General features: G+C 68.2%; 13 protein-coding genes. 12 read left to right on the top strand and 1 reads right to left on the bottom strand.

Annotated features, from left to right (window positions below; all coding sequences use genetic code 11):
- Positions 1–23 precede the first annotated feature (23 nt).
- Positions 24–1313, top strand: coding sequence for a threonine synthase (gene thrC / locus O0J15_RS04175; RefSeq protein ID WP_308305130.1), 1290 nt, complete (start codon positions 24–26; stop codon positions 1311–1313).
- Between the two features lie 129 nt (positions 1314–1442).
- On the opposite strand, the gene O0J15_RS04170 is transcribed toward thrC, so the two are convergent.
- Positions 1443–2195: a Crp/Fnr family transcriptional regulator gene (locus tag O0J15_RS04170; RefSeq protein WP_058982370.1), complete on the bottom strand. Its 753-nt coding sequence runs from the start codon at positions 2193–2195 to the stop codon at positions 1443–1445.
- A 126-nt stretch (positions 2196–2321) separates the two neighbouring features.
- Between O0J15_RS04170 and hisS the strand changes: the two genes are divergently transcribed.
- The 11 genes from hisS to O0J15_RS04115 all read left to right on the top strand — a co-directional run bounded on the left by hisS (position 2322) and on the right by O0J15_RS04115 (position 13064).
- Positions 2322–3716 carry a histidine--tRNA ligase gene (hisS, locus tag O0J15_RS04165; protein WP_308305129.1) on the top strand — a complete coding sequence of 465 codons (1395 nt, stop codon included), beginning with the start codon at positions 2322–2324 and terminating at the stop codon, positions 3714–3716.
- Positions 3717–3979: 263 nt separating this feature from the next.
- Positions 3980–4288, top strand: coding sequence for a YerC/YecD family TrpR-related protein (locus O0J15_RS04160; protein WP_005416326.1), 309 nt, complete (start codon positions 3980–3982; stop codon positions 4286–4288).
- Between the two features lie 34 nt (positions 4289–4322).
- Positions 4323–5234, top strand: coding sequence for an ATP phosphoribosyltransferase (gene hisG, locus O0J15_RS04155; RefSeq protein ID WP_308305128.1), 912 nt, complete (start codon positions 4323–4325; stop codon positions 5232–5234).
- The gene (gene hisD / locus O0J15_RS04150) at positions 5231–6526 is read left to right on the top strand and encodes a histidinol dehydrogenase (RefSeq protein ID WP_227844616.1); all 1296 of its coding nucleotides are present in this window, start codon (positions 5231–5233) and stop codon (positions 6524–6526) included. Before hisG ends, hisD begins: the two co-directional genes overlap by 4 nt.
- Positions 6523–7617, top strand: coding sequence for a histidinol-phosphate transaminase (gene hisC / locus O0J15_RS04145; RefSeq protein WP_308305127.1), 1095 nt, complete (start codon positions 6523–6525; stop codon positions 7615–7617). The genes hisD and hisC overlap by 4 nt, the downstream gene beginning before the upstream one ends.
- On the top strand, positions 7614–8687 hold the full coding sequence (gene hisB, locus O0J15_RS04140) for a bifunctional histidinol-phosphatase/imidazoleglycerol-phosphate dehydratase HisB (protein ID WP_134731463.1): 1074 nt from the start codon (positions 7614–7616) through the stop codon (positions 8685–8687). Before hisC ends, hisB begins: the two co-directional genes overlap by 4 nt.
- Positions 8684–9286 (top strand): imidazole glycerol phosphate synthase subunit HisH, encoded by a 603-nt coding sequence (hisH, locus tag O0J15_RS04135; RefSeq protein ID WP_308305125.1) that lies wholly within the window; start codon positions 8684–8686, stop codon positions 9284–9286. Before hisB ends, hisH begins: the two co-directional genes overlap by 4 nt.
- A complete protein-coding gene (hisA, locus tag O0J15_RS04130; protein ID WP_308305124.1) occupies positions 9283–10017 on the top strand; it encodes a 1-(5-phosphoribosyl)-5-[(5-phosphoribosylamino)methylideneamino]imidazole-4-carboxamide isomerase in 735 nt (244 codons plus the stop codon). Before hisH ends, hisA begins: the two co-directional genes overlap by 4 nt.
- The gene (gene hisF, locus O0J15_RS04125; protein WP_046985961.1) at positions 10011–10787 is read left to right on the top strand and encodes an imidazole glycerol phosphate synthase subunit HisF; all 777 of its coding nucleotides are present in this window, start codon (positions 10011–10013) and stop codon (positions 10785–10787) included. Before hisA ends, hisF begins: the two co-directional genes overlap by 7 nt.
- Complete coding sequence (gene hisIE, locus O0J15_RS04120; RefSeq protein WP_134731467.1) at positions 10777–11397, top strand: bifunctional phosphoribosyl-AMP cyclohydrolase/phosphoribosyl-ATP diphosphatase HisIE; 621 nt, start codon at positions 10777–10779, stop codon at positions 11395–11397. The genes hisF and hisIE overlap by 11 nt, the downstream gene beginning before the upstream one ends.
- A 77-nt stretch (positions 11398–11474) precedes the next feature.
- Entirely contained in the window at positions 11475–13064 is a 1590-nt protein-coding gene (locus tag O0J15_RS04115; RefSeq protein WP_308305123.1) for a calcineurin-like phosphoesterase family protein, read from the top strand.
- Positions 13065–13074 lie beyond the last annotated feature (10 nt).

Here is a 13074-nt window from a genome sequence, read left to right as displayed (position 1 = left end):
CCCCTCTACTGGATACCCAACCTATGCAATTTGTTTCGACCCGCGGCCAGTCCCCGGCCGTCGGCCTCAGTGCGGCGATCGCTGCAGGATTGGCGCCCGATGGTGGGCTGTATGTTCCGCAGGTGCTGCCGGCGCCACGTGAGCTGCAGGCCGGCGCAACGCTGGCCGATACCGCCGCCGATCTGCTGGCACCGTTCTTCGCAGGTGATGCTCTGGAGGCAGCGCTGCCTTCGATCTGCCGCGAGGCGTTCGACTTCCCGGTGCCACTGCGTGCACTCGGCGGCGGTGACCATGTGCTGGAGCTGTTCCATGGGCCGACGGCGGCGTTCAAGGATATCGGTGCGCGCTTCCTGGCCGGTACGCTGTCGCGGCTGCAGGCCGGCAAGGACCGTGATCTGACCATCGTCGTCGCCACCTCCGGCGATACCGGCGCCGCCGTTGCCGCGGCCTTCCATCGCCAGCCCGGCGTACGCGTGGTGGTGCTGTATCCGGATGGCCGCGTGTCACCGCGGCAGGCGCATCAGCTCGGTTGTTTCGGCGACAACATCCAGGCGCTGCGCGTGGCCGGCGCCTTCGACGATTGCCAGGCGATGGTCAAGCAGGCACTGGCTGACCGCGAACTGCAGGCGCAGGTGCCGCTGAGTTCGGCCAACAGCATCAGCCTCGGCCGCCTGCTGCCGCAGATGAGTTATTACGCGCATGCGGCGTTGTCCCATTACGCGACGCATCGTCGCCGGCTCAACCTGGTGGTGCCGACCGGCAACCTTGGCAATGCGATGGCGGCCGTGCTGGCGCGCGCGCTGGGCGTGCCGATCGGGCAGATCGTGCTGGCCACCAATGCCAATGCGGTACTGCCGGCGTACTTCAACGGTGGCGACTACCAGCCGCAGGCCAGTGTGGCCACGGTTGCCAACGCAATGGATGTGGGGGCGCCAAGCAACTTCGAACGCCTGCGCTGGCTCTATCACGGTGATGATGCCGGGCTGCGCGCTGCCTTCCGCGCGTTCTCGGTGGATGACGTGACCATCCGCGCGACGATTGCGGCAGCGCATGCCAGCAGCGCCGAGCTGTTCTGCCCGCACACGGCCACGGCGGTGAAGGTGCTGCAGGGCCTGCGTGCGCGTGGTGCCAAGGGTGACTGGGCGGTGGTGGCTACCGCCCATCCGGCCAAGTTCGAGGCTGTGGTCGAACCGTTGATCGGCGAACCCGTGGCCGTGCCGCCTGCATTGGATGCGTTGTTGCAGCGGCCGGCGCACGCCGAACCGTTGGCCGCCGATTACGCGGCGTTGCGTGAGGTGTTGGCTCCCATGTAGAGCCGAGCCATGCTCGGCTGCTGTTCGCGCACGGCGCGATGAGTCGAGCATGGCTCGACTCTACAATGCCCTTCGCGCAACACGGGTAGTGCCGGCCGCTGGCCGGCAACCCAGCCAACCGCGATGCGGTCAGATCAACCCTTCACCGGCCAGCGTGCGCAGTCCATCCTCATCGAGGATCTCCACCACGTTCAAATGGGGCAGGGCAATCAATCCCTGCTGGCGCAGCTTCGTGAAGGTGCGGCTGACCGTTTCCATGGTCAGGCCCAGGTGGTCGGCGATATCGCCACGCCCCATCGGCAGCGATACGCGCAGGCCGTCACCACCGAGCCTGGCCTCGCGCGCGGCCAGGCGCAGCAGGAAATCAGCCAGCTTCTCTGCCGGCTGCAGGCGTGCCAGCGCCAGTGCAGCGTCCTGCGCGGCATCCAGTTCCTGGCAGGCACGCTGCAGCAGCTTGCGCTCCAGGTGCGGGAAGCGGCTGCGCAGCGCCTTCATCTGCGGCAACGCGACGCGGCATACGCGGCTGTCGGCGATGGCTTCGATGTCGTAGCGGTGATGGTCGCTGCCACTCAGTCCGAGGTAGTCGCCGGGAAGCACGAAACCGTTGATCTGGCGGCGGCCGTCGGCCAGGGTGCGTACCAGTCGCAGTGCGCCAGCGGTCAATGTATAGACATGGTCGCGCTCTTCGCCGGTGCGGGCCAGGGTACTGCCCATGCTGACCTGCTGGGAAACGGTGACCTGTTCCAGTGCCTGCACTTCATCGGGCGACAGCGCCGAGCACACCGCAAGGTGGCGAACCGAGCAGTGCAGGCAGTCCAGCGTGTTGCAGGACGGCGAGGCGGGATCGTTGGTGGCGGGCGGAGCGCCGGAAGGCCGTGACATGTTGCGGGGGCGTATCGCGGGCGGGGAGGGCCTTATGATACTTCAAGCGGCCGTTCGACCCTGCCCGAGGCGGGGGCGCTAGAATGTCGCCCCCTCCCACGTCCCGTTCCAGCAGGAGTTCCGCCCGTGATCAAGCCCCGTACCCCGCCCGGCACCCTTGAACTGCTGCCGCGCGAGCAGATTGCATTCCAGCGCATGCTGGACGTGATCCGCCGCAACTACGAGCGCTTCGGGTTCCTGGCGGTGGAGACGCCGGTGTTCGAACTGTCCGACGTGCTGCTGACCAAGTCCGGCGGCGAGACCGAGCGCCAGGTGTACTTCGTGCAGTCCACCGGTGCGCTGGCCAATGCGGCCGAATCGGGCGACCGTTCGCTGCCGGAGATGGCGCTGCGCTTCGACCTGACCGTGCCGCTGGCACGCTACGTGGCCGAGCACGAACACGAACTCACCTTCCCGTTCCGTCGCTACCAGATGCAGCGCGTGTACCGCGGCGAGCGTGCCCAGCGCGGCCGTTTCCGTGAGTTCTACCAGTGCGACATCGACGTGATCGGCAAGGACAGCCTGAGCGTTCGCTACGATGCCGAAGTGCTGGCGGTCATCCACGCCGTGTTCTCGGAACTGCGCATCGGTGACTTCAACATCCAGCTGAACAACCGCAAGCTGATGCGCGGCTTCTTCGAAAGCCTGGGCGTGGCCGAAGGCGAGCGCCAGCTGGCGGTGCTGCGTGAAGTGGACAAGCTTGACAAGCGCGGCGCCGATTACGTGCGCGAGACGCTGGTGGGCGAGGGCTTCAACATCCCGGGCGAGCAGGTCGAGAAGATCCTGGCATTCGTGGCCGTGCGTTCGCAGGGGCATGCCGATGCACTGGCGCAGCTGGCCACGCTTGAAGCCAACGCCGGTTCTTCGGAGATCCTGCGCACTGGCGTGGCCGAACTGCGCGAGGTGCTGCAGCTGGTGCAGGCGCTGGGCGTGCCGGAAACCGCATACTGCCTGAACTTCTCCATTGCGCGCGGCCTGGACTACTACACCGGCACCGTCTACGAGACCACGCTGACCGACCACCCGCAGATCGGCTCGATCTGCTCGGGCGGCCGCTACGAGGACCTGGCCAGCCACTACAGCAAGTCGAAGCTGCCGGGCGTGGGCATTTCCATCGGCCTGTCGCGCCTGTTCTGGCAGCTGCGCGAGGCTGGCCTGATCGATGGCATCGAGGCCAGCAGCGTGCAGGCGCTGGTGGCGCTGATGGACGAGCAGGGCATGCCGCAGTCGCTGGACATCGCGCGTCGCCTGCGCGCCGGTGGCATCAACACCGAAGTGCAGATGGAGCCGAAGAAGATCGGCAAGCAGTTCCAGTACGCGGCCAAGGCGGGCATCCGCTTCGTGGTGCTGGCCGGTGAAGACGAGCTGGCGCGCGGCGTGGTGGCGGTGAAGGACCTGGTGCGCGAGCAGCAGTTCGAAGTCTCCCGCGACGAGCTGGCCAGCACCCTGCAGGTCGAGCTGGAGCAGTCGAAGGTGATGTAACGGGCGGTTGGCCGCGCGCCACCACGCCACGAAAACGCCCGCCACCCGGTGGGCGTTTTTTTTTGCCATTGCCTGGGATCAGGGCGGTTTTCCTCCAGAAACGGATCCGCCCCCGCCAACCCTCAGCAACCTGGCATTTGACCTTGCTTCGCATGCAGCTGGCGCAGGGGCAGCGCCGCCCAGCCTCCCCCAGATTTGACGCGCCGCGCAAGAATGCGCTAATGTACTAACGCGCTATTACATTGATGCATGGAAACAGCCCCGTGAAAGCCCGCCCCGAGATTGCCGCCAAAGACCCCAAGGCCGACCTGGAAGCCCTGGCCCGGGCCTTTGCCGCCCTGCGCGAGCCGGAACAGGTCGAGGCCTTCCTGCGCGATCTGTGCACCCCCGCTGAGCTGGAAGCCATGGCCGACCGCTGGAAGGTGGTGCCGCTGCTGCAGCAGGGCGTGCCGTACCGCGAGATCCACGAGCGCACCGGCGTCAGCGTGACCACCACCGGACGGGTGGCGCGCACGCTCGAGCATGGCCATCGAGGCTATGCCGCCGCCATCGACCGCCTTGCTTCGCGCTGATCCGCGCCCCGTTCCGAACTTCGAGACCTCCCCCATGAGTGCAACCCAGGCAGCGCCGGCGCGAGACCGGCTGCGTATCGCCATCCAGAAGAGTGGCCGGCTGGCCGAGCCCGCCCGCAACCTGCTCAGCGCCTGTGGCCTGAGCTGGCGGGAGAGCCGTGACAAGTTGTTCTGCTACGGCGAATCGCTGCCGGTGGACCTGCTGCTGGTGCGCGACGACGACATCCCGGGCCTGATCGCCGACGGCGTCTGCGACCTCGGCATCGTCGGCCGCAACGAGCTGGACGAGCAGGCTGCGGCACGTCGCCAGAGCGGCCTGCCGGATGCCTACCAGGCACTGCGCGGGCTGGGCTTCGGCCAGTGCCGGCTGATGCTGGCGGTGCCCGAGGAATGGCAGTGGCAGGGCCCGGCGCAGCTGGCCGGCACCCGCATCGCCACCAGCTACCCGGCCATCCTCAAGCAGTGGCTGGCCGACCAGAACGTGGATGCACAGGTGGTCGAGCTGTCCGGTTCGGTGGAAATCGCACCGCGCCTGGGCACGGCCGACCTGATCTGCGATCTGGTGTCCAGCGGCGCGACACTGCGCGCCAATCAGCTGACCCCGGTACACAACCTGCTCGACAGCGAAGCAGTGCTGGCCGGTGCAGTGCGCGTACCGGATGATGCGCGCGCATCGCTGCGCGCGATGCTGCTGCGTCGCCTCGACGGCGTGGTGCAGCGCCAGGACCGCAAGCTGCTGATGTTCCGCGCCAGCGAGGATCGCGTCGACGCGCTGGCGCAGTTGCTGGCCGATGCCGAGCCGCTGGTGCGGTTGCCGGCCGATGGCGGTGCGCTGCGCCTGCAGACCATGTGCCCCGGCCCGCTGAGCTGGCAGCGCATGGAAGAACTCGAGCGCGCCGGCGCGCAGGGCCTGATGGTACTGAGCGTGGAGCGGTCGCTGGCATGAACCGTCTGATCTGGTCCCGACTTGATGAGGCCGCGCGCAGCGCGGCATTGACCCGCCCGGTGCAGACCGTGGCGCAGCAGACCCGCGACGCGGTGGCGACGCTGATTGCACAGGTGCGCGCGCAGGGCGACGACGCGCTGCGTGCGATCACCGCACGCTTCGATGGTGTCGAACTGTCGTCCTTTGAAGTGAGCGAAGCCGAGTTCGCTGCGGCCGAAGCCGCCGTACCCGGCGAACTGCGCCAGGCCATGGTGGACGCGGCCGAGCGCATCGCCCGCTTCCACGCCGCCGGCATGGGCAAGGGATACGCAGTTGAAACCGCGCCGGGCGTAGTCTGCGAACGCATGCTGCGTCCGATCGGCCGGGTGGGCCTGTACGTGCCAGCCGGCAGCGCGCCGCTGCCGTCCACCGCGCTGATGCTCGGTGTTCCGGCACAGCTGGCCGGCTGCCCGCAGGTGGTGCTGTGCACGCCGCCGCGAGCCGATGGCAGCGCAGACCCGGCCGTACTGGTGGCGGCGCGGCTGACCGGCGTGCAGCGCGTGTTCAAGCTGGGCGGCGCGCAGGCGATCGCTGCGATGGCCTATGGCACCGCCAGCGTTCCGGCCTGCGACAAGCTGTTCGGGCCGGGCAACAGCTTCGTGACCGAAGCCAAGCAGCAGGTCGCGCAGGATGGCGCCGCCGCCATCGATATGCCGGCCGGTCCCTCCGAAGTGCTGGTGATTGCCGATGCTGGTGCCAATCCGGCGTTCGTCGCCGCCGACCTGCTGTCGCAGGCCGAGCACGGCCCGGATTCACAGGTGCTGCTGCTGACCGACGATGCCGCGATGCTGGCCGCGGTCGAAGTCGAGGTGGAGCGCCAGGTGGTCTTGTTGCCGCGCCAGCAGATCGCGCGCCAGGCCTTGTCGGCCTCGCGCCTGATCCAGGTCGATTCGCTGGACGAGGCCTTCGCGATCAGCAACCGCTATGCACCCGAGCACCTGATCTTGGCCCTGCGTGATCCGCGCGCGTGGCTGGACAAGGTGCAGGCCGCCGGCTCGGTGTTCCTGGGGGATTACACCCCCGAAGCACTGGGCGACTACTGCAGCGGCACCAACCACGTGCTGCCGACCGCCGGTGCCGCGCGTGCCTACAGTGGCGTCAGCGTTGCCAGCTTCCAGAACCTGATCAGCGTGCAGAGCGCCAGTGCCGCCGGCCTGGCCGCGATCGGCGGCTGCGCGCGCATCATCGCCAGCGCCGAAGGCCTGGATGCCCACGAGCGTGCGGTGGCATTGCGCATGGAGGTGGCGGCATGAGCGCGGCTGTCGAGGAGGTGCTGGCGCTGGTGCGCCCGGATCTGCTGGCGTTCGCCGGCTACAGCTCGGCACGCAGCGCAGCGGTGCAGGGCGAGGTCTGGTTGAACGCCAACGAGTCCGCCTGGGCCAATTCGGCCGACGCGGCTGGCAGCAGCCGGCGCTATCCGGAGCCGCAACCGTTGGCGTTGCGCGAAGGCTTGGCGGCGCTGTACGGCGTGACGCCACAGCAGCTGCTGGTCGGCCGCGGCAGCGACGAGGCCATTGATCTGCTGGTGCGCGCGCTGTGCGTGCCGGGCCGCGACGGCGTGCTGGTCACGCCGCCGGTGTTCGGCATGTATGCCGTCTGCGCACGCCTGCAGGGCGCCGCATTGATTGAAGTGCCGCTGGTGGACAGCGAAGATGGCCTGCGTGCCGATCTGGATGCGGTGATCGACGCGGCCAAGGCGCAAGGTGCCAAGCTGGTGTTCCTGTGCGCCCCGTCGAACCCGGCCGGCAGTGACATCGCCCTGGATGAAGTCGAGCGCGTGGTGGTTGCGCTGCGCGGGCAGGCGCTGGTGGTGGTGGACGAGGCCTATGTCGAGTACGCGCAGCGGCCGTCGGCGACCACGTTGCTGGCCGCGCACGCCAACCTGGCGGTGCTGCGCACGCTGTCGAAGGCACACGCGCTCGCGGCCGCTCGTGTTGGAACGCTGATCGGCGCCCCGGAACTGATTACCGTGCTGCGTCGTTGCCAGGCGCCGTACCCGGTGCCGACCCCGTGCGCCGAGCTGGCCGTGCAGGCCCTGCAGCCGGCCGCGCGGGCACGCACCGCCGAACGCGTGGCCACGGTCATCGCCGAACGCGAGCGCCTGCGAACGGCACTGGCCAGCCTGCCCGGTGTACGCCGGGTGTACGCCTCGTCCGGCAACTACCTGCTGGTCCGCTTCGCCGATGCCCAGGCCGCGTTCGATACGCTGCTGGCTGCGGGCGTGGTGGTGCGGGACCAGCGCGCCGCGCCGCAGTTGGGTGATGCGCTGCGCATCAGCATCGGCAGCCCAGAAGAGAATGACCGCGTGCTTGCGGCCCTGTCGGCGCGGAGGGCCGCAGCATGACCCCGATCCTGTTCATCGACCGCGACGGCACCCTCATCGAGGAGCCGTCCGACTTCCAGATCGACGCCTACGAGAAGCTGCGCTTCGTGCCGCAGGTGATCCCGGCGCTGCTGAAGCTGCGTGACGCCGGCTACCAGTTCGTGATCGTCACCAACCAGGACGGCCTCGGCAGCGACAGCTACCCGCGCGCCAGCTTCGATGGCCCCAACGACCTGATGCTGCAGATCTTCGAGAGCCAGGGCATCACTTTCCGTGACGTGCTGATCGACTGCAGCTGGCCGCAGGACAATGCGCCGACCCGCAAGCCGGGCATCGGCCTGATGACCGCCTACCTGCAGGACCGCAGCATCGACTGGGCGCGCTCGGGCATGGTTGGCGACCGCATCACCGACCTGCAGTTCGCCGAGAACCTCAACATCCGTGGCTTCCAGCTGCGCACCGCGCAGTTCGGGGGCGAGTGGGACTGGCCGGGCATCGCCCACGCGCTGGCCGACGCACCGCGTACTGCCGTGGTCCAGCGCAATACGAAAGAAACGAAGATCCGCGTGGAACTGGACCTGGACCGTGCCGCTGATGCACGCATCGCCACCGGATTGCCGTTCTTCGACCACATGCTGGAACAGATCGGCAAGCATGGCGGCTTCGCGCTGGACATCCAGGCCGAGGGCGACCTGCACATCGACGAGCACCACACCATTGAAGACACCGGGCTCGCATTGGGCCAGGCCCTGCGCGAGGCGCTGGGCGACAAGCGCGGCATCGGCCGCTACGGCTTCACCCTGCCGATGGACGAGACGCTGGCCAGCGCCGCACTGGATTTCAGCGGCCGGCCCTACTTTGTGTTCGAGGGCGAGTTCAAGCGCGAGCGCGTGGGCGACATGCCGACCGAGCTGGTGCCGCATTTCTTCCGCTCGCTGTGCGATGCCAGCGGCCTGAACCTCAACCTGCAGGTACGCGGCGACAACGACCATCACAAGGTGGAGGCCTGCTTCAAGGCGCTGGCACGCGCGCTGCGGCCGGCGTTGGCCCGGCAGGGCACGGCGTTGCCAACCACCAAGGGGGCGCTGTGAGTGACGTTGCGCTGATCGATGCCGGCGGTGCCAACCTGGGCTCGGTGCGCTATGCACTGGAGCGTCTGGGTGCGACGGTGCGGCTGGTGCGCGATGCGGACGGCCTGATCGGCGCGCAGCGGGTGATCCTGCCCGGTGTCGGCGCCGCCGGTCCCGGCATGCAGCGCCTGCACGCGCAGGGCCTGGTGGAACCGCTGCAGCAACTGGAGGTGCCGTTGATGGGCATCTGCCTGGGCATGCAGCTGCTGTTCGAGCGCTCCGAGGAAGCGGGTGTGGAGACACTGGGCCTGATTCCCGGCGTGGTGCGCAAGCTGGTGCCGGCCTGCGGCATCCGGGTGCCGCACATGGGCTGGAACCGCCTGCTGCCACTGCGCGAATCGCTGCTGCTGCGCGGCGTGCCGGAGCGTGCCAGCGCCTACTTCGTGCACAGCTATGCGGCGCCGCTCAATACCCACGCCGTCGCTGCCTGCGACCACGGCGGCCTGTTCACTGCCGTGGTGGAGCAGGGGCGTTACTACGGCGCACAGTTCCACCCCGAGCGCTCCGGCGAGACCGGCTCGCTGATGCTGCGCAACTTCCTCGAGGGCACTGCTGCATGAGTTTCATCGTCTACCCCGCGCTGGATATCCGTGATGGCCGCGTGGTGCGGCTGCGCCAGGGCGACTACGCGCAGGAAACCTCGTATGGCGATGATCCGTTGCCACGCGCGCAGGCCTTCGCCGCGCAGGGTGCGCGGTGGATGCATCTGGTCGACCTGGACGCTGCGCGTGCCGGTGGCTACACCCTTGCGCCGCTGCTCGCGTCGATCCGTGCGCAGACGCCGCTGCAGGTGCAGACCGGCGGTGGCGTGCGCGGTCGCGACGACGTGGCGCGCATCCTCGATGCCGGCGCCGGTCGCGTAGTGGTCGGCTCGCTGGCGGTGCGCCGCCCCGATGAAGTGGTCGGCTGGCTGGAGGAATTCGGCGCCGAACGCATCACCATTGCGCTTGACGCCCGCCAGGATGCACAGGGCCAGTGGCAGCTGCCGGTGCACGGCTGGACCGAGAACGCCGGGGTGACCCTGGACGTTCTGGCTCAGCGCTACGCACGCGCCGGCATGCGCCACCTGCTGTGCACCGACATCGCCCGCGACGGCATGCTGGCCGGGCCCAACATCAGCCTCTACCAGCACCTGTCGGCGCTGCTGCCGGGCGTGGCGGTGCAGGCGTCCGGCGGCATCCGTGACGTGGCCGACGTTGCCGAAGCGCGACGTGCAGGCTGCGGTGGCGCGATCCTTGGCAAGGCGCTGCTGGAGCAGCGCATGGACCTGTCGGAGGCACTGGCATGTTGAGCCGGCGCATCATTCCGTGCCTGGACGTGCGCGATGGCCGCGTGGTCAAGGGCGTGCGTTTCCGCGACCACGTCGACATGGGCGATATCGCCGAGCTGGCGCAGCGCTACCGTGACCAGGGCGCCGACGAGCTGGTGTTCTATGACATCGGCGCCAGCCCCGAGGCGCGGTCAGTGGACGTGGCCTGGATCGAGCGCATCGCACGCCTGATCGACATTCCGTTCTGCGTGGCCGGTGGCATCGACAGCGTGGAAACCGCGCGCCGCGTATTGTTCGCCGGTGCCGACAAGGTGTCGATCAATTCGCCGGCGCTGGGCCGGCCGGAGCTGATCACCGAGCTGGCGGACGAGTTCGGCGTGCAGTGCGTTGTGGTGGGGGTCGATTCGGTGCGCGAGGCCGACGGGCAATGGCGGGTGCGTCGTTTCAGCGGCGATCCGGACAAGACCCAGGCGGTGCCGCTGCGCACGCTCGACTGGATCGTCGAAGCGCAACGGCGTGGAGCCGGCGAGATCGTGTTGAACTGCATGGACAGCGATGGCGTGCGCCGCGGCTACGATGTCGCACAGTTGCAGCAGGCGCGGGCACTGTGCCAGGTGCCGCTGATCGCCTCTGGTGGCGCCGGTGCGATGGAACATTTCGCAGAAGCCTTCGACCAGGCCGACGTCGATGGTGCACTGGCGGCGAGCGTGTTCCACAGCGGCGCCATCGCCATTCCAGAATTGAAGCGCTACCTGCGCGGACAGCAGATCGAGGTGCGGGATGTCTATTGAAGTCAGGCCGTCGTCGGACGCATTGCAGGCGCTGGACTGGAGCAAGGGCGACGGCCTGCTGCCGGCCGTGGTTCAGGATGCCGACACCCTGCAGGTGCTGATGCTGGGCTATGTGAGTGCCGAATCGCTGGCGGCCACGCTGGCCATCGGCCACATGACCTTCTTCAGCCGCAGCAAGCAGCGGTTGTGGACCAAGGGCGAGCAGTCCGGCAACGTGCTGGTGGTGCAGTCGATCAGCGTCGACTGCGATGCCGATACTTTGCTGGTGATGGCACGGCCGGCGGGGCCAACCTGCCACACCGGTGCAGAGAGCTGCTTTGACCAGGCGCCGAAGGATTTCCTGGGCGGGCTGGGCCAGCTGGTGGCGATGCGTGAGGCGCAACGCCCGCCGGGCAGCTACACCACCAGCCTGTTCGAGGGCGGCATCCGCCGTATCGCGCAGAAGGTGGGCGAGGAGGGCGTGGAGACCGCATTGGCCGCCGTGGCGCAGGATGACGAGGCATTGCTGGGCGAGGCGTCGGACCTGTTGTACCACCTGCTGGTGCTGCTGCGCGCGCGCGGCCTGTCGCTGGATGATGCGCGCGCGGTACTGGAAAAACGCCATCGTTGAAGTGCGGTAGTGCCGGCAATGCAGCCGAGCGTGGCTCGGCTCTACAATACCGCGTCTCTTTCTGCCGGATGCCTCCCATGAAACTGCCTGCCGCCTGGCTGTGCTGCCTGTTGCTGACCTCGCCGGCCTGGGCTGCGGACACCGTGGTCAGCGGCAAGGTGTATCTGGAGCATGACGGCAAGCCTGGCCGCGGTGCGACCGATCCGGGCCTGGCCGGGGTGCAGGTTTCCAACGGCGAGACCATCGTCAAGACTGCCGCTGACGGCAGCTACAGCCTGCCGGTGCGCGACGGCCAGACCGTATTCGTGATCAAGCCTGATGCGTATTCCTTCCCGAAAGCGGCCGACGGCCTGCCTTCGTTCTGGCGGCACTATCGCCCGAACGGTTCGCCGGCGTTGAAGTACGGCGGCATCGCCGCGACCAGCGACGTCACCCGCAACTGGGATTTCGCCCTGCAGTCGGATCGCCATGACAGTCGGCGCGGCTTCCAGATGCTGGTGTTCACCGACTCCCAGACCGCGAGCCTGAAGGACATCGGCTACTACCAGCAGTCGATCGTGGCGCCGCTGGTCGGCCAGACCAAGGCGCGCATGGGCACCACCCTGGGTGACATCGTCAACGATGACTTGACGCTCTACCCGGCGATCAACAAGGTCACCACCGGACTTGGCGTGCCGTGGTTCCATGTGCCGGGCAACCACGACCTCGATTTCGATGCGGCCAGCGACGAACACTCGCTGGACAGCTGGCGCAACATCTACGGTCCGGACACCTACGCGGTGGAAGAGGGCGGCGCCAGTTTCGTGTTCCTGGACGACGTGGTGTACGACCCCAAGGCCAGGCCGAAGTACATCGGCGGCCTGCGCGAAGACCAGTTCGCCTTCCTCGCCAGCTACCTGAAGGGCCTGCACAAGGATCGCCTGCTGGTGCTGGGCATGCACATCCCGCTGTTCGACGCGGCGCCGGGGCGCGAGACCTTCCGCCATGCCGACCGCCAGCGCCTGTTCGACCTGCTCAAGGACTTCCGCAACGTGCTCGTGCTCAGCGGCCACAGCCACACCCAGCAGCACGTCTACCACGGCAAGGCCGACGGCTGGAACGGCGACAAACCGCTGCACGAATACAACGTGGGTGCCAACTGCGGTGCGTTCTGGTCGGGGGTGAAGGATGCCGCCGGCGTGCCGGACAGCACCATGAGTGATGGCACGCCGAAGGGCTACGCATTGCTCGACGTGGCCGGCAACGGCAGCTATCGCCTGCAGTACCGCGTGGCCGGCAAGCCGGCCAGCGAGCAGATCGGCCTGCATGCGCCGAAAGTGCTGCGCCAGGGGGCTTACCCGGCGTGGGGCATCTATGCCAACGTCTACATGGGTGAGGATGCCAGCGTGGTTGAGTACCGCGTTGATGGCGGCGCTTGGCAGCCGATGAAGCAGGTCAGCCAGCCCGACCCGCGCCTGATGGTGGAGAACGTGGCCGACGATCTGGCTGACAGCCTGCGTGGCTACGACCGCTCGCCGGAGGCCACCGCGTCGCCGCACCTGTGGCGTGGCGCGCTGCCGACCGACCTGGCCGTGGGCAGCCACAAGGTCGAGGTACGCTCCACCCAGCCCGATGGCGCGGTGTTCACCGCCACCACCCGCTACAGCCTGCAGACGGCCCAGCCCTGACACGCCGCAA

Origin of the sequence: Stenotrophomonas sp. Sm10 (assembly GCF_030985515.1) — a bacterium.
In the GTDB taxonomy this organism is placed as follows: Bacteria; Pseudomonadota; Gammaproteobacteria; order Xanthomonadales; family Xanthomonadaceae; genus Stenotrophomonas; species Stenotrophomonas hibiscicola.
The sequence above is the reverse complement of the archived record's forward strand: the minus strand, read 5'-3'. Positions and strand labels throughout refer to the sequence as shown.